At 61.8% G+C, this 16,097-nt stretch carries 15 protein-coding genes and 1 tRNA gene; 3 read left to right on the plus strand and 13 right to left on the minus strand.

Translation table 11 applies throughout. From position 1 onward, the window contains the following. Nucleotide 1: 1 nt before the first annotated feature. Nucleotides 2-86, minus strand: a tRNA-Leu gene (locus QTJ18_RS14965). Nucleotides 87-899: 813 nt separating this feature from the next. Between QTJ18_RS14965 and QTJ18_RS14970 the strand changes: the two genes are divergently transcribed. Further along, a complete protein-coding gene (locus tag QTJ18_RS14970; RefSeq protein WP_252750989.1) occupies nucleotides 900-1,046 on the plus strand; it encodes a DUF1127 domain-containing protein in 147 nt (48 codons plus the stop codon). Between the two features lie 447 nt (nucleotides 1,047-1,493). Next, on the plus strand, nucleotides 1,494-1,637 hold the full coding sequence (locus tag QTJ18_RS14975) for a DUF1127 domain-containing protein (protein ID WP_252750990.1): 144 nt from the start codon (nucleotides 1,494-1,496) through the stop codon (nucleotides 1,635-1,637). 540 nt (nucleotides 1,638-2,177) lie between these two features. On the opposite strand, the gene QTJ18_RS14980 is transcribed toward QTJ18_RS14975, so the two are convergent. The 11 genes from QTJ18_RS14980 to QTJ18_RS15030 form a co-directional block, all read right to left on the minus strand. Next, nucleotides 2,178-2,402, minus strand: coding sequence for a hypothetical protein (locus QTJ18_RS14980; RefSeq protein WP_252750991.1), 225 nt, complete (start codon nucleotides 2,400-2,402; stop codon nucleotides 2,178-2,180). Between the two features lie 45 nt (nucleotides 2,403-2,447). Beyond that, on the minus strand, nucleotides 2,448-2,714 hold the full coding sequence (locus tag QTJ18_RS14985; RefSeq protein ID WP_252750992.1) for a hypothetical protein: 267 nt from the start codon (nucleotides 2,712-2,714) through the stop codon (nucleotides 2,448-2,450). A 321-nt stretch (nucleotides 2,715-3,035) separates the two neighbouring features. Continuing rightward, a complete protein-coding gene (locus tag QTJ18_RS14990) occupies nucleotides 3,036-3,977 on the minus strand; it encodes an NAD(P)H-dependent flavin oxidoreductase (protein ID WP_252750993.1) in 942 nt (313 codons plus the stop codon). Between the two features lie 376 nt (nucleotides 3,978-4,353). Next, nucleotides 4,354-4,572, minus strand: coding sequence for a hypothetical protein (locus tag QTJ18_RS14995; protein ID WP_252750994.1), 219 nt, complete (start codon nucleotides 4,570-4,572; stop codon nucleotides 4,354-4,356). Between the two features lie 346 nt (nucleotides 4,573-4,918). After that, a complete protein-coding gene (locus QTJ18_RS15000; RefSeq protein ID WP_252750995.1) occupies nucleotides 4,919-5,836 on the minus strand; it encodes a PhzF family phenazine biosynthesis protein in 918 nt (305 codons plus the stop codon). Nucleotides 5,837-5,908: 72 nt separating this feature from the next. Beyond that, nucleotides 5,909-6,649, minus strand: a complete 741-nt coding sequence (locus QTJ18_RS15005) for an NUDIX domain-containing protein (RefSeq protein WP_252750996.1) — start codon at nucleotides 6,647-6,649, stop codon at nucleotides 5,909-5,911. A gap of 164 nt (nucleotides 6,650-6,813) precedes the next feature. Beyond that, nucleotides 6,814-7,920 carry an endonuclease/exonuclease/phosphatase family protein gene (locus QTJ18_RS15010; protein ID WP_252750997.1) on the minus strand — a complete coding sequence of 369 codons (1,107 nt, stop codon included), beginning with the start codon at nucleotides 7,918-7,920 and terminating at the stop codon, nucleotides 6,814-6,816. A gap of 66 nt (nucleotides 7,921-7,986) precedes the next feature. After that, nucleotides 7,987-9,030, minus strand: a complete 1,044-nt coding sequence (locus tag QTJ18_RS15015; protein ID WP_252750998.1) for an ABC transporter ATP-binding protein — start codon at nucleotides 9,028-9,030, stop codon at nucleotides 7,987-7,989. Continuing rightward, the gene (locus QTJ18_RS15020) at nucleotides 9,018-10,742 is read right to left on the minus strand and encodes an ABC transporter permease (RefSeq protein ID WP_252751345.1); all 1,725 of its coding nucleotides are present in this window, start codon (nucleotides 10,740-10,742) and stop codon (nucleotides 9,018-9,020) included. Before QTJ18_RS15020 ends, QTJ18_RS15015 begins: the two co-directional genes overlap by 13 nt. A gap of 100 nt (nucleotides 10,743-10,842) precedes the next feature. Then, on the minus strand, nucleotides 10,843-11,826 hold the full coding sequence (locus QTJ18_RS15025) for an ABC transporter substrate-binding protein (RefSeq protein ID WP_252750999.1): 984 nt from the start codon (nucleotides 11,824-11,826) through the stop codon (nucleotides 10,843-10,845). 167 nt (nucleotides 11,827-11,993) lie between these two features. Continuing rightward, a complete protein-coding gene (locus QTJ18_RS15030) occupies nucleotides 11,994-13,220 on the minus strand; it encodes an aminotransferase-like domain-containing protein (protein WP_252751000.1) in 1,227 nt (408 codons plus the stop codon). A gap of 369 nt (nucleotides 13,221-13,589) precedes the next feature. Here QTJ18_RS15030 and QTJ18_RS15035 point away from each other — a divergent pair, with 369 nt between their 5' ends. Next, the gene (locus QTJ18_RS15035; protein ID WP_252751001.1) at nucleotides 13,590-14,810 is read left to right on the plus strand and encodes a GGDEF domain-containing protein; all 1,221 of its coding nucleotides are present in this window, start codon (nucleotides 13,590-13,592) and stop codon (nucleotides 14,808-14,810) included. 245 nt (nucleotides 14,811-15,055) lie between these two features. Here QTJ18_RS15035 and ilvC read toward each other — a convergent pair whose 3' ends face one another. Continuing rightward, nucleotides 15,056-16,075 carry a ketol-acid reductoisomerase gene (gene ilvC, locus QTJ18_RS15040; RefSeq protein ID WP_252751002.1) on the minus strand — a complete coding sequence of 340 codons (1,020 nt, stop codon included), beginning with the start codon at nucleotides 16,073-16,075 and terminating at the stop codon, nucleotides 15,056-15,058. Nucleotides 16,076-16,097 lie beyond the last annotated feature (22 nt).

Consider the following 16,097-nt stretch of genomic DNA (forward strand, 5'->3'; position numbering starts at 1 on the left):
CTGGTGCGGGTAGAGAGACTTGAACTCCCACGCCTTGCGGCACCAGAACCTAAATCTGGCGTGTCTACCAATTTCACCATACCCGCGCCCCAAAGCCGCGTCGAAACAACGCCTCGCGCAGAGGCCTTCCGGAGCGCGCGTCTCTATAACAACCGTTTTTTCCCCACGCAAAGAAAAAATGACACAGAGGCCCGCGAGACAGGCCTGAATTCGCAGTTTTCCGCGCAGAACGGAGGAGTTCACCCATTCCCCCAGTGAGAGCGCCGAAAGGCAGGCCATCGCCCCCGCCGCCGCAACCTGGCCGCCTGTGTTTTACGATTTGCTAATATTATAGCCCTATATTGAATCATAAGCGAGCAGAAGCCATGCAAGCTGCGTATGGCTTACCTGCAAATATTGCACTGCACAAATTCACGTCTGCAGCTATTATGACTTCAACGGCGAGCGAATAACTCGCCACTGAAATTCGAGGCACCGCACCTCCTCCTCCCAGCGGCCCTCGAAAGACTGGCGACCTCCTCCTCCCAATCGCCAGTCACATCAAATGACGCCCGCCGGACCTCCTCCCCCGGTGGGCGTTATTGTTTTCAGCCGCCGGCCAATCTCCTGCTTCTGAAACGCACCTATCGTCCCCACTCTCCCGTTTCTCCAGCGCGACAGAGCCCGCCACGCGGCCTTGGCTTGGAAAGTCGTCTTCGACCCGTGGCGCCAGTAGCTTTCCCTCAGGCTCTCGCCCATTATTTCGCCACAGGCCTTAAGCTTTATCAACCAGCAATGCAGTTTGCGCATGGGTGACATACGGGATCGGCGCTTTTTAATTGCGCAGCGCAGCAATATAGTCAGCCTCAAGAGATCGGGAGACAAAAACGCCTCCCAAACATCTGAAAAGGAAGACCATCATGAACATTGCACGCTCGCTCAACAACTGGCGCAAGTATCGTCAGACCATCACTGAACTTGGCCGCATGTCGGACCGCGAACTCAGCGATCTCGGCATTGGCCGCAGCGACATCCGTCGCGTAGCACGTACGGCTGTCGGCTTCTAATCCAGTCGCTTTCCGCCGCGGCCTTTGCGCCGCCCGGCTAAAACGCCTCCCATCCGGGGGGCGTTTTTTTGTGCCCTTTGCGATGTTTCTACCTTCATGTCCGGCCCCTCCTCCAGCGCTGCCCTCCTGCCTGGCCTCGCTCCGCCGTCCCTCATCGGATCAGCGGGGGGGACTAGCGGAGATCCGGTTCGCGCTGCGCGGCCTGTCGATGCATTTGCACAGCAAATCATCAGACTGCCTGGCGCCTGCCGTTTGTCCGAAAGCCGGATGGGACCCTGCGCCCACCGACGCCCAGCAAATAGCCTGAGCTGCATTTTTCATCATCATCCTGCTTAAATGCATAGCAGCATTCTGCCTTTTGCAGTGCACATTTTGGGCGGTCGGGTGTAGAAGAACGCATCGCCACCGGACAATCCGCGTGAGCCTGGAAAATTCGAGGAAAAACCCATGAACCCGATTCGTCTCGCAAAGAGCTGGATCAGCTATCGTCGTACGATGAATGAACTGAGCGGCCTCTCCAACCAGGCGCTGAGTGACATCGGCCTGACGCGCTACGACATTCGCAACGTAGCATCGCGCTCCTTCCGCTAAACCGGTCGCCGCTGCCCGGGCCACATGGCCTGGCGCGCTACCGGCGGCTAGAGCGATGGCATGATCCGCCTGCCGGTCTCCTGGCCGGCACGCACATCAATAGCCCGAAGATCCGAGGCTCCCAAGGTTATCATACCTTCGGGAGCCTTTTCTGTATCTGCTGTTTCCAGTCTCTGCCGTTTCCAGTCTGTGCGGGCCGGGGGGCTGTGCAGGCCGCTCACCGGAGGCCATGGTCAAGGCGAAATGGCCAGTTGAAAATAGCCGATGGAGAAGGCAGCGGAGAATGGCCGAAACCGAAACGACCCTGCTCCGGCAATCACTCTCTCGGCTTGAACGCCGCGAAGAGTTTGCCGCAACAGGGTCGGAACAGAATGTCTGGAGAGGCTCGGAAAATCGCCGAGACATCCGTCTCTAGCGCTTTCTCCCGAACCGGGGCTTGAGGACGCTTTGCGATCTGTCAAGCGACGGATCCACGCCAGATCTTGTGTCCGCGCATGTCACGAACCCGATTCACAGGTCTTGCGCGACATGCTCCGGATCCTATCGGGCCAGGGAGGCCCGATCCATCAACCGGAGCGTATGATCCGGTTGAACCTGATAGCTCTCGCGATAGAGCCTGCCCTGATCGCTCACGGTCTGGGACAACCAGACGCCGGGGGAGTGAATACTGAGACGTCCATCCGAGGGTTGGGCGAGGTCTTCCGCGAACACGACGGTGCTCGCTCCAATCAAAGCTGCAATGGCGATACCAATGACGTTTCTCATGTCATAATGCTCCATTCATGGTCCGGAAGACAGTCGCCGCTCCGGTCAATCTCTTTCTAGACGAGAACTTCCGGCAAACTTAAGGCTGCCGTCCGGCTGCACCGTGTAAGTCACGCTATAGGTCGCGACACCGGTATAGACCTTATCATAGACCGGCGAGCCCGGAGGGGATTTCGTCAGACGGGCCGTCGCTTCCGTGGCGCGGACCTGCTCGGCAATATCGGAATTGGGAACCGGATCGCTCATGGCGAGGGCGGCGGTTGCGCCGGTAAAAAGAGCGGCGAGAGTGGTAGCTGCAATGAGCTTTCTCATGGGAGTATATCCTTCTTTCATTCAGGGCGCCATCATTGTGACGCAGCCTGGAAATGGGATTTCTGCTCCACCCTCACAAGCACGCGAATGGTAACCTTACTGTGTCCATTCTGCGAACAATCACGAAAGCGCGAGCGCGCGGCACAGGAACCGAGCAACTTCAATGACTTGTTCAACCGGCAAGGCTCTCGCGGGCAGCGCGGGCGCGCCGGGTTCCGCGCGTAACAAGGATGTGACGCGCCTGGACCCGTGGGAATTCTGCTGGGCGGGTCAGCGTATCGAAGGGCCGGTCCCGTGTCTAAGGCGGGGCTGTTTCGCCGCTCAGGCTTTGATGTAGGGGTCCGCCTGCGCCTGGCGCATGGCCGCGGCATATTCCTCGATCAGCCGCTCGCAGAGTTCGGCGGCAGAGGGTATATCCGCAATGGCTGCAACGCCCTGCCCGGCCGACCAGACATTTTTCCAGGCCTTGGCTTCATTCGCCATGTCCATCGGCCCATGCGAAACAAGATTTGCCGGATCAAGCCCGGCCGCCACAATGCTCTGGCGCAGGAAATTCGCGTTCACGCCGGAAATCGCGTCGGTATAGACGATATCGCCGGCCCGTGCCTCCATGGTCATGCGCTTCTGCTCCGCACTCACCATGGATTCCTGCGTCACCAGAAAGCGTGTCCCGAGATAAGCGAGATCGGCGCCTATCAGCCGCGCCGCTGCAATCTGCGCGCCATTGCTGATCGCGCCCGACAGAAGGATCGTCCCCGAGAAGAAGGAGCGGATTTCGGGAATGAGGGCGAAGGGACTGAGCGTTCCCGCATGCCCGCCGGCACCCGCGCAGACCGCGATAATGCCGTCGACGCCGGCTTCCGCCGCCTTTTCGGCATGCCGGCGGCTGATGACATCGTGAAAAACCAGGCCGCCATAGGAATGGACCGCCTTTACCACATCCGGCACAGCCCCGAGAGAGGTGATGACCAGCGGCACCTTGTTGTCGACCACAGCCTTCAGATCCGCCTCGATGCGCGGGTTGGAGCGGTGGACGATGAGGTTGACGCCATAAGGCGCGGCCTGCGGCTCGCCCTCCAGCCGGCTGCGAATCTCCGTCAGCCAGTCGACAAACCCCTCCGTGCTGCGTTGGTTGAGGGCGGGAAATGTGCCGACAAGGCCGGAGCGGCAGGTTTCGATCACCAGGTCGGGGCCGGAGGCCAGGAACATCGGCGCTGCCACGGCCGGCAGGCGAAGTGTCGAAAAGCGCGATGGCAATGGCATGATGTCCTCCCCAGGATGGCACTTGGCCATGCCGGATCCCGGCACGACCATCTTCGCCGTTATAAACCGCAGTTTACGTAAACGGCAAGATGCGGCGGGCGGTACAGGGGCGCAAGTCGCGCAGAAGAGAGACCTGTTTCGCCTGATACGGTTCGCCGTCACGTGGATCCCGAGCATCAGGGGCCGATCGGAAGCGCCCGCCCTGCCGCCGCCAGATGCGACAGGACAGCGCGGCAGGCGGGCGCGGCAGAAGCCGACATGAGAAGAGGGCGCGGCTCCATAGAACCGCGCCCTCTTCTGCATCCATACCTGCCGCGATCTGCGGCCACCCGGCCCTTTATGGCCGAGACAGTCGATCCGTCACCCGCCCGTCACATCAATGGCCGCGGGCGGCCGCCACCATTTCGCGCAACTGCTCCTCGCGCCGCACGCCCTGCCGGTAAAGCTCGATGGTGATGGCGGCGAGCCGATTGATCTCGTCCTGATCGTCGCCAATGCAGATCTCGGCCTTCAGCCGTTCGAACACCAGCTGGCATTTTGCCAAATCCTCAGAATTGAGTGCCTCGTCGCTGGGCCTCTTCTCGCTTCTGATCATGGGAACTCCTGCAAATTTCAGTCTTCTGGCCCCACCGCTCCGGTGGTGCCGGTCGAGGCTTAGGCCTGACCGAGACGGCAATAATGTGATGAAAGAAAAGCCCGCGGTGAAGAGCCTGTCTTCTACCGCAAGCGGAACTGCCGCACCGAGCCCGGCCGGCTAACGGATATGCAGCATCAAGATCGGCCCCATTCAAGCCCGTTCCGCGCAGCCTTAAGCCCTCGTGCACTATCCCTGTGGATAGAGGCACCGCTCAGCTGCCATGTGATGATGTTTTGCATGTCCTTCTCCCGCTCGCCGCCAAAACGCCGGGCGGCAGATAAGGTTCCGGAGACATGGTCAGATTTTAGAGAAAAATCTCCCCTGCCGCGAGCCGCACCGCCTGGCCACCGATACGAGCACGCGCAATGGCGCCGTCCTTCACATCGATATGAAGGTGGATATAGGAGGGCCGGCCCATTTCCACGCCCTGTTCGACCAGAATCGGATGCAGACCGTCCGGCAGGCCGTCGAACTGGTGAATGGCGCCCGCAAGGGCGGCCACGGCGCCGCCGGTCGCCGGGTCTTCGGCGATGCCCATATCAGGCGAAAACATTCGGGCGTGCAGTTTCGCGGCATGGTGCACGCCGCCGCGACAATAGATATAGGCAGAGGCAAGATGCCCCTCGACCAGCGGAGCCGCCTTTTCCCACAATACAGGATCGAATTCGACGGCCTGGACGGCAGCGAGATTGGTCAGCGGCAGCATGAGGAAGGGAACGCCGGCGCTCCAGATCGCCGGCACGTGATTCTCGAAGCCGAGATCGCCAAGCTTCACGCCGAGCGCATCCACCAGGCCCTGGCGGTCCAGGTTGAGATCGGTGCGGGTCGGGTTGCGCGGCAGATCGAATTCCGCAAAGCTTGCACCCTCGCCGGAGAGCCGCACGGCGCAGCGGACCGGCCCGACATTTTCCTCCAGCACCGAAACGACATCGAAATCGGGACGGCTATCGGGATAGGCCGCCTCGCAAATGGCGATCGCCGCACCCACTGTCGGATGTCCGGCAAAGGGCAATTCCCGCCCGGGCGTAAAAATCCGCAGCCGCGCCGCATGGGCCGGATTGTCCGCCCGGCGCAGGAAAACCGTTTCCGACAGGTTCATTTCCTTGGCAATGGCCTGCATTGCATCGTCGGACAGAGCGTCCGCCTCGAAAATCACCGCAAGCGGATTTCCCGCCAGCCGGGTTTCGGTGAAGACGTCATAAATCGCGTAACGCAGCCCCAAACCAACCTCCTCGAACTGTCTTGGACCGGATCATTCCGTGGCCGGACAACCTGCCCGAGACAGACCGCGGCTTCAACCCGCCATTCGGCCCTCTCCGCCGAAAAAGAACGGCAGGATCAGCCGCGACAGCGGATCGAAGTCCTCCGTCACCTCATCGGGACTGCGCACCGCCCGCACCTCATCGATTTCCGGTTCCAACTCGCGGGCCATATGTGCCGCGACTCGTTCGCAGATCTCACTGGCTGTCCAGGGGAAGCGGAAGAAGCGAAAGACGAAGTGTCGCCGCCGAAGTGCAGTGGCGTAGAGAACGGGATCCGCCTCGGCCTGCGCCGTTGCGAGTCCGGTCTCCTCGAAAAGCTCGCGACTCATGCTGCCTTCCACATCCACGCTGCCATCGGCGCGAAGGTCGGAGGCGTCGAGCGATCCCGCCGCAAAGCAGATCTTCCCGGCATTGGCCGTATGCGCTGCCATGCGGATGATGATCGCCGCCCCATCGGAGGAAATCGGAACGGCGCTGGCAACCAGGCTGCGTCCGCTGGACGGCGGTGACTGGCGTCGCCACCACAGGATGGTGGCGAAATCGGTCATCTTCGCCCGCGCCCGCACCACACCCTCTTCAAGCGCGACCTCCTCCTGCATCAGCACGTCGCCATTGAAGAGCGATGGATTGGCGGCCAGTTCCCGCGCCCAGTTCTCGCCTATGGCCGCACCTTCCCGCACGGAAAACGCGAAGGGGCCGGGCTCCAGCCGCATCTCGACCCGCTCCACCGCGAGGATTTCGCCATCCGGCGGCCAGTGGTTTATAGTGGACATCTGCTTCCCATCTGCCGCGACTTCGAGGCTCCCATGGCACAAATCGAGAATCGGCGGGCATTATAACGTGATCGTCGGTCCCTGAGGTTTTGCCGCTGGCCCTCAAGGGTACTGCGGAGGGTAAAAGATCGCAAAACCGGTACAGCCGTGTGACGCCTCGATCGTCATGCAATCTCCAGCGACACGACGACCGGGCAGTGATCCGAGGCCTTGGGCCGGTCCCAGCCCGTGCGCGGAAAACGCTCGACCGCCTGATCCGGCGGAAAGACCGTGCGATAGGGTTGCCCCTTGCGGATAATGGCGGGAACGGCGTCGGGATTGCGGCGGGCCAGACGCGGCGACAGCCAGATATAATCCAGTTGGCACAGATGCTGCTCCTCCGGCCCCCGGGCGTGATAGAGCGTCCACCTGTCCATCAGCGGGCGGCGACGCACGATGTTTTCGGCAAAACCGTCATGGCTGAAAATGTCGAGCGCGCTGACGGCTTCCTCGACCGGCTCGAACCTGTAGCCGTCAATCCGGTCGCCAATCACCTTCACGCGTTCCTGATAATCATTCATGTCGCCGCAAATGGCAAAATTTGCCTCTGCAAGGTGCCGTCCGAAGCGCTGCTCGATAATGTGGCGGACCGCGCGGGCCTCCGCCGTGCGAACCGGCATGGTCGCCAGCCTGCCATCCTTGTCCTCGCGCGATGTCGTCATCGACTTGAAATGCACGGTGTACAGCGTCAGAGGCACGCCGCCGATGCGAAGCTCGAGCTCGAGGCAGTCACGCCGGAAGATCCGATCCTGCGGCTGGTTGGTCGCCGCGATCTCCGCAGAGTAAAGATCGAGATCCTGATAGGTCATGAGGGCATGGCTGCGCACGTCGACGAGTTCGATCGCCGCCCCGTCGCGGGTTTCCTCGCGCATCATCACCGCCACATCGATGCCGCGGCTGTCATTGCCCTCCACCAGGACCTTGCGCTTATAGCCCTTGCCGAGCATGCGGTAGAGATAGTTTTCCTCGAAGGCGTTGAGCGCCGACATGTCGTCGACCTCCTGCAGACACAGGATATCGGCGCCGGTCTCCGCAATCGCCAGCGCTGAAAGCTGGCGGGTATCATCGGTCTCGGAGATCAGCCGCGCCTGCTCCAGATCCTTGTAGAGCTCCTGATCCTCCACGCCGAACATGCGCACGACCCTGTCCTGCCGCCACTGCTTGCGGAAGCCGGAAAAATCGAATCGGGCCATCAGGTTTTCGATATTGAACGTCGCAAGGCGAAGGGGCATGGCAGGTTATGAATCCGGTGGGATGGTCAACATAGCGCCTTCGCCGCTCTCTACAACCGCCCCGCCCTACAAGCGCCAGGCGGAGCGGATCACCACGCGCACCCTGTCGCCCTGCCGCAACGGCCGGCGGCTGAAGGCCCGCAGGCGCTGACCGTCGGAGAGCCGGAGCTTCAGCGCATGCCGCTCCCCTTCGAAGATGGCGGATTCGACCTGCGCATCCAGCCCCTCGTCCGAAATGACGACATCCTGCGGGCGCACCAGCACATCGGCCAGAAGATCGAGCGCATTGGCCGATCCGGCCGCGCCTCGGTCGAACCGCTCGCGCAGCAGGGACCAGTCCGCCAACCGCTGGTCGGTCTGCGGCCAGGCGAGCGAGAGAATGGCACCCTGGCCGATCAGCGCGCCGACCGTGCGGCCATTGGGGCGCTGATAGATCTCCTCCGGCGCTGCCATCTGCAAGAGCCGACCTTCGGCCATGACCGCGACATCGGTCGACAGCGCCATGGCCTCGGCCTGATCATGCGTCACATAGATCATCGTGGCGCCGGAGCGGGCGTGGAAGTCGCGGAAGGTTTCCTCCATCTCCTGGCGCAGATGGCGGTCGAGATTGGCAAGCGGCTCATCGAGCAGCACCACGCTCGGCTCCGTCACCAGGCAGCGCGCCAATGCCACGCGCTGCCGCTGGCCGCCGGAAAGCTCCGCCGGGCGGCGATCGGCATAGGCCTCCAGCCGGACAGCCGACAGCGCTTCCGCAGTCCGGCGGTCCCGCTCGGCGCGGCCAAGGCCACGCACCTTCAGCGGATAGCCGACATTTTCCGCCACCGACATATGCGGCCAGAGCGCGTAGGATTGGAAAACCATGGCCATATTGCGCTTTTCCGGCGCAACCATGCCGTTGACATCCGCCAGCCGCCATTCACCCAGATAGATTTCGCCGCCGGTCGGGCGCTCGAACCCGGCAATCATGCGCAGAACCGTCGTCTTGCCGCAGCCGGAGGGACCGAGCAGCGCCAGAAAACCGCCCTCGCGGATCGTCATAGACACGCCGTCGACAGCCGGCCGGCCGGTGTGGAAATCCTTGGACAGGTGGTTCAGCATCAACTGCGCCAAGGCACCACTCCTTTCGGCAAGCGGCTTGCCATCAGTTCCAGCAAAACCATCATCACGAGAACCATCAGCACGACGAGCACCGACAGCGCCGAGGCCAGGTTGAAACTGCCGCTATCGTCGAGATTGTAGATGACCACGCCAAGCGTCTGCGTCCCCGCCGACCAGAGCAATGCCGAAACCGTCAACTCATTGCAGGCGATGAGGAAAACGAGGATGACCGCCGCGCCGGCGGCCGGCGCGATCAACGGCGCCAGAATATCGCGCATCCGACGGCCAAACCCCGCACCTGCGAGCCTTGCCGCCTCTTCCAGCGACGGATCCAGCTGGCGGAAGGCGCTGACAAGCGGGCGCAGGCTCACCGCGAGGAAACTCGAGCAATAGGCAAACAGGATGATCCAGATCGTGCCATAGATGGAGACGCCGAGAAGCGGCAAAGGCGCGGCAAAGAGGAGAATGCAGGCAACCGCCAGAACAATGCCGGGCAGCGCATAGGGTATGTCGGCCAGCGCATTGATCAGCGCTGCAAGCCGCGGTCCGCTGCGCGACACCGCATAGGCCATCACCACCGTGACCAGCAGCAGGCCAAAGGCCGTGGCCAGCGACAGGCCGATGGAATTGCTGAAGGCCGTGCGCGTGATCGACTGGCGCAGCAGAACCTCTTCATAGGCGTAGAGGGTCGCGGTCTGCAGGGTCAGGGGCACGCCATAGGCCGGCGCGAGCGAGGAGGATACCAGCGCCGCGAAAGGCAGGAGGAGGATCAGAAACAGCACCAGCCACAGGAGGGCCTCCGAGAAAACCCGCCAGCCCATCAGCTGAAACACCGCCGAACGCCCGGACAGGCCGATAATGCGGTAATCCCTGCCGCGCAGCAGGCGTTCCTCGACTGTCAGACCGGCCAAAGACAGGAGCGCGATGAGGCCGGAAAGCAGGGAAATATCGGCGAAGGTGCTGGGGCCGAAACTGGCGAATTTCGCATAGATCAGCGTCGGCAGCGTATAGATGGATGCCGGAATGCCGAGGATGGCGGGAATGCCGAAATTGCCGACATTGGAGACGAAGGCCATGGCCGCCCCGGCAGCAAAGCCCGGCAGGGCGAGCGGCAGAATGATATCGCGCAGCACCTGCAGGGCCGAGGCGCCGGACAGGCGGGCCGCCTCCACGCCGTCCCGCGGCAGCGCCAGAAGGCCGGCGCGCAGCGCAAGATAGACGAGCGGTGCATTCTGCACGCCGAGCAGAAGGGCAATTCCGCCGATGGAATACAGCGGCTGCGGGCTGCCGAGCGGCGGCGCCAGTCCTAGCGCCTTCAGCAGCGTGCTGGACGGGCCTGTCAGGCCCAGCCAGGCAAGCGCGGTGACCTGCGGCGGAATCATCATCGGCAGCATGAACAGGAAACCGATCGCCGTTTTCAGCCGGATGTCGAAGAGCGTCAGCAGCAGGGCGAAGCTCCCGCCAATCGCGACGGAGACGAGCATTCCGAGGAAAGAGGTCGTCAGTGTGTGCCAGAGCGCCGTCCAGAGCGCCGGATCGCCAAGCAATCCGTCGCCGCCGCCGCTGGCCAGGGAGAGGAGACCAGTGACGGCGAGCCGGCCGAGCGGCAGAATGCTGAGCAGGAGCAGAATGGCGAAGACAAAGGGAAACAGCCAGCGCGGCTGGCTGCTTCCCGGGTCTGGAGCATGGCGTGGGCGGGCGACCTTTGGCGAAGCGCTGTTCATGCTGTGTCTACGCATGCCGTTTCCGCACATGGCAGCATGGTTCTGCGTGACATGGGAGGAGGCACGCGTTCATCAGGGCACGCTTGAGGTCCAATGACAATCAGCCCTTGCCGCCAAAGATGTCGCTGAAGGTCTTCAGGTCCTGCTCGCTGTTCTTCAAGGCCTCGGCGGCACTGAAGGGCATCAGCTTGATCGACTGGCGGCCGGGAAAGCCCTCCGGAACCGGCATGCCGTTGCGCGCCGGAATGTAGCCGAGCTTCAGGAAGCCCTCCTGCCCTTTTTCGGAGAGCACGTAATCGACGAATTTCTTCGCCGCATCCGCATGCTGCGTGCCGGCCAGGATGGCGACCGGTTCCGTCACGGCGGACACGCCCTCCGTCGGGAAGACGAATTCGATGGGCGCACCCTTGGCCTTTTCGCGGATCGGCATGTAGTCGACCACGACCCCATAGGCCTTCTCGCCGGAGGCGACCGATTTGAGAACGGCGCCATTGCCGCCGGAAGCGGTCGCACCATTCTCCTTCAGGGCCCGATAATAATCCCAGCCGAGGGCCGGATTGCCGCTCAGCGTCTGGGCGTGAATGAGTGCCGCACCCGAGGTGAGCGGGCTCGGCATGGTGACGAGGCCCTTGGCTTCCGGCTTGGCAAGGTCCTTCCAGCTCGTCGGTTTCATCGACGCCTGGGTATTGTACATGATGCCGGTGGTGATGAGCTTGGTGGAGTAATAATAGCCTTCCGCATCGAAAAGCGAGGCCTCGTAAGCCTTGGCTTCCGGCGAGACATAGGCCATCAGGCGCTTGTCCTGCTTCAGCCGCTCGAGCGTCACCGTGTCGGCGATCAGCAGAACATCGGCGGCCGGCTTGCCAGCCTCGATCTCGGCCATCAGCTTGGCCATGATCTTGGTGGTGCCGTCGCGCACCCATTCGACATCGATGCCCGGATTGGCAGCCTTGAAACCATCGACAGTGGCCTGCGCGTCTTCATTCGGCTGGCTCGTATAGATGACGAGATCAGCAGCCTGAGCCGACCCGGCAAAGGCGCCGAGCGCAGCAAGAGCAGTCAGTGCGGAACGTAGGATCTTCATCGGGGGCCATCTCCTCTGGATAATCATCCCGCTAAACCATGTCTGGCTAACAGATATGTGACAGAATCGTCGGGAGACCACAACAAAGCGAAAGAGCCCCGCACATTCGCGCGGGACCCTCTATCGTTACGCGTCTGCCGTTCAAGGGTCAGGAAGCCATGGCGGCGTCAGGCCGCCTGGGCGGCCGCATTGCGCACCAGCCGGCCGAGACGCTGGATGCCCTCTTCAATCATCGCCTCATTGGCGCAGGAGAAGGACAGACGCAGCGTATTGGCACCGGAGCGATCGGCAAAGAAGGCCTGGCCCGGCACGAAGGCGACCTTTTCCGTCTCGATCGAGCGGGCAAGCAGCTGCGCGCCGTCGAAACCGGGCGGCAGCGTGACCCAGACGAACATGCCGCCCTCCGGCTTGGTCCAGCTGGTGCCCGGCGGCATATATTTCGCCAGGGCCGAGAGCATGGCATCGCGCCTGGCGCTGTAGGCGGCCTTCACCTTCGCCACCTGCTCGCCGAAGATCCGCTCGGCCACATTGGCAATGGCGATCTGGTTGATCGTCGAGGAATGCAGATCGGCCGCCTGCTTCATCAGCACGAGCTTACGGATGACGGGCATGTTGGCGACAACGAAGCCGACGCGCAGGCCCGGCGCCAAGGTTTTGGAGAAACTGCCAGAATAGATGGTGCGGGTGTTCTCGATACCGCCTTTGCGGGCGATCTCGATCGCCAGGATCGGCGGGATGGGATCGCCGTCATAGCGCAGGGACTGATAGGCCGCATCCTCGATCACCGCGATATCCAGTTCGTCGGCCAGATCGAGCAGCTTCTCGCGCCCTTCGCGATCCACCGTCTCGCCGGTCGGATTGGAGAAATCGGCGGACAGATAGGCGAATTTCACCGCGCCGCCCTGTTTGGCCGCCGTCTCGCGATAGGCCTCCGGCGTCCGGTTGCCATTCAGCGTCAGCTGATCATAGCTCGGCTCATAGGCGTTGAAGGCCTGGAGCGCGCCGAGATAGGTCGGCCAGGTAACGAGCGCCGTATCGTTGGGCGACAGGAAGAGCTTGCCGAGATAATCCAGCGCCTGCTGCGAGCCGGAGGTGATGAAGACATTGTCGACGCTGCAGGGAATGCCGAGCTTGGCCATTTCCAGCACCAGCCATTCGCGCAGCGGCTTGTAGCCTTCGCTGACGGAATATTGCAGAGCCGCATTGACCTGCGGGCTCGAAAAAATCTCCGCATAGGCATCCTTGAAGGCCGAATCCGGAAACAGCGCCGGATCCGGAATCCCTCCTGCAAAGGAGATGATGTCGGGCCGCTCCAGAAGCTTCAGCAGTTCGCGAATTTCAGACGCGCGCATGCGGGAGGAGCGAGTCGCAAAAATATGATCCCAATCGAGCACGGATGTTTCCTCTTATTTCAATCTTATGGCGTTTTTCATAGCACAAATTCCAACAGGTCAGCAATACTGACCTATAGACTTTTTAGGTTTCGCGTCGTCTGCCATTTCGAGGGCGCGCGCGCCGAAACCTTTGGAGAGACATTGACGAAGAGCCGGATAACGCGCAATGGCAGGAGCTGATTTTCGAAGCCCAACCGGCTGCGTGAGATTGGAACCTGAGCTCTGATCCGATGTCTTGCCCCTTGCGTATGTTATCGTGTCCCGCCGGATGAGCTGCCAAGCAAAGTCGAAACAGACCTCAATTTTTGCTAATGGTTTTTTCAATTTTACTGCTTACGGTTGGATAACATTAGTAATTCAGCGAAAACTATGAAAATTTCCTGGTCCGACATGCTTCAGCCCACCCTGTTCAAGGGTCGGCACCCAGAGCCGCTCAAATGGGAATTGCTGGACGATCTCTTTGCGATCTGGCCGCATGTGATGGCGACCGGCGGTATCCTGCTGGCAGCGCTTTACTCGCTGGAGATGGGCGCGGGCCGCTTCGCGAAAGGGGCAATCGGGATTGCCCTCCTCCACCTTTTGCTGCGCGGCATTGCGGGCTTTATCTATAGCCGCTATAATCGGCGGCGCAATTTGCGGTTCTGGATCCGCTTTCTGCTGGTCTGCGTGCTGACATCGGGCACGGCCTGGGGCGCATCCATTGCGCTCATCCTCATCGATGCGCCGGAGGATGCGAAATTCATTGCCCTCACCGTGGCCTGCGCCATTGTGCTGGCCTCCACCGCGCGCGCCTACATGGCGCCCCTGCCTCTCATCGGGCAGACGCTGCTTCTGGTCATCCAGGTGGTGGGAACCAGCATTGCCCATGGCGACTGGATTGTCGCGCCGGCCGCCATACTGCTTGCCTGCTTCCAGCTGGGCCAGATGCGCACGCTGATCCGCCCGCGCCTTCGCCAATGGGAGGCCGAGCGGGAAAAGGACGAGTTGCTGGACGAGATTGCCCGCACCAATGAGGAATTGCGGCAGGCCAATCAGCAGCTGCAGCGCAAGGTTCTGACCGATGAACTCACCGGCCTGCCCAATCGCCGCGCCTTCGACCGGCAGTTTTCCATCCAGGCATCGGCCAGCCGGCTGCCCCTTTCGCTCATTCTGTTCGACGTGGATCATTTCAAGCCGTTCAACGATACTTTCGGTCATCAGGCGGGCGATGCCTGTCTCGCGGCCATCGGTGCGGCGCTATCCACCCTCGCTCTACCCCGGGACTGTCTGATCGCGCGTTATGGCGGCGAGGAATTTGCCGCAGTCCTGCCGCAGCTTGACAGGCGGACGGCCGTCGAATTGGCGGAACGCATCCGCGTGATTATCGGCGATTTGGACATCAATGTCGGCGAGCGCACGGCCTCGGTGACGATCAGCCTCGGCGTGGCCAGTCTTTCGGAAAAGCCGACGGATGGCGCAGCCGCCCTGTTCCGTATGGCCGATCAGGCGCTTTATCGGGCCAAGCAGCAAGGCCGCAACCGGGTGGAACAGGCGCCGGATATCACTCCCGGCAGTCCCGCCGGCGCCGATGCGCCGCTGTTCTCGACTTGAGGCGGAAGCGTCTAACCGCTTTTGCCGGACTCAATGCGTCGAGGATAGGCTCCGAAGTCCCGGGCCATTTTCGGATTGTTCGCCTGACGCTACAGGAATGGAGGCGTCTGCCGATCCGGCTTGCGCCAGCAAACATGCGGTAAGGGACCGGCAGATCCTGGCCCGACTGAACGAACTCCGGGGGAATCGTTCAGTCGGGGAGCTTCGATGGGACGCCTTCGGATGAAAGCGTCCGGGTCTCGGTCTTAGTTGACGGCCTTGTCGACCAGCTTGTTCTTGCCGATCCAGGGCATCATGGCGCGCAGCTTGGTTCCGACTTCCTCAATCTGATGGCTGTCGTTCATGCGGCGAATGCCCTTGAAGCGAGCAAGCCCGGACCGGTATTCCTGCATCCATTCGGAGGTGAAACGGCCGCTCTGGATATCGCTGAGGACCCGCTTCATCTCCGCCTTGGTTTCTGCCGTGATGATCCGCGGACCGGTGACATATTCGCCCCATTCAGCGGTGTTGGAGATCGAGTAGTTCATGTTGGCGATACCGCCTTCATAGATCAGGTCGACGATCAGCTTCACTTCGTGCAGGCACTCGAAATAGGCCATTTCCGGTGCATAACCGGCTTCGACCAGCGTTTCGAAACCGGCGCGGATCAGTTCCACCAGGCCGCCGCAGAGAACGACCTGCTCGCCGAAGAGATCGGTTTCGCACTCTTCCTTGAAGTTCGTCTCGATGATCCCGGAGCGGCCGCCGCCGACGCCGCAAGCATAGGAGAGAGCCATGTCCAGAGCATTGCCGGAGGCATTGTGATGTACGGCCACCAGGCACGGTACGCCGCCGCCCTTCTGATATTCGCCGCGCACGGTATGGCCGGGGCCCTTCGGCGCGATCATGACGACGTCGACGGTCGACTTCGGCTCGATCAGGCCGAAATGCACGTTGAGACCGTGGGCGAAGGCGATTGCCGCGCCATCGCGAATATTCGGGGCGATCTCGCTCTTGTAGATATCGGCCTGCAATTCGTCAGGCGTGGCCATCATCAGAAGATCGCCCCAGGCAGCGGCTTCGGCAACGGTCATGACCTTGAAGCCATCGGCTTCGGCCTTCTTGATCGTCGGGGAGCCGGCCTTCAGCGCGATCGCGACATTGCTGGCGCCGGAGTCCTTCAGGTTCAGCGCATGCGCGCGGCCCTGCGATCCATAGCCGACGATGACGACATTCTTCGACTTGATGAGGTTGAGATCGGCATCCTGATCATAATAGACGCGCATGTGTTTCGTCCTTCCCTTGACT

The sequence above is a fragment of the Rhizobium sp. SSA_523 genome, from assembly GCF_030435705.1.
Classification (GTDB): domain Bacteria; phylum Pseudomonadota; class Alphaproteobacteria; order Rhizobiales; family Rhizobiaceae; genus Neorhizobium.